Below are 277 nucleotides of genomic sequence, written 5' to 3' on the forward strand. Positions count from 1 at the left end.
ACTTTAACTACTCAACCGAGCCGAACATGGTCTAAAAGGGATTCGACAATATTCGGGAAGTACCAGTCCCCTTGGGGAGGAAAAGACGACCCCCGAAGACGAACTTCGAAGGCCTTTTCCGACCCGAGCAATCGACGAGGACTTAGGAATTTCCGGTGCCCACAAGTCCAACCGTCAGGGGTTTCAACGTTTAGTCGGTCTGGTTTCTTTGGGACAGGTGGGAGCAATCTTTGGCTTGGAGGTCTCCCGCTTGGCCCGTTCCTCAGCAGATTTACTT

At 52.3% G+C, this 277-nt stretch carries 1 protein-coding gene; it reads left to right on the forward strand.

What is annotated here, in order from left to right; genetic code table 11:
- Positions 1-130: 130 nt before the first annotated feature.
- Positions 131-277 (forward strand): recombinase family protein (locus ACYQ3Q_RS28630; protein ID WP_459931766.1); only part of this gene is annotated, 147 nt, incomplete at its 3' end.

The sequence above is a fragment of the Desulfosporosinus burensis genome (genome assembly GCF_054657535.1).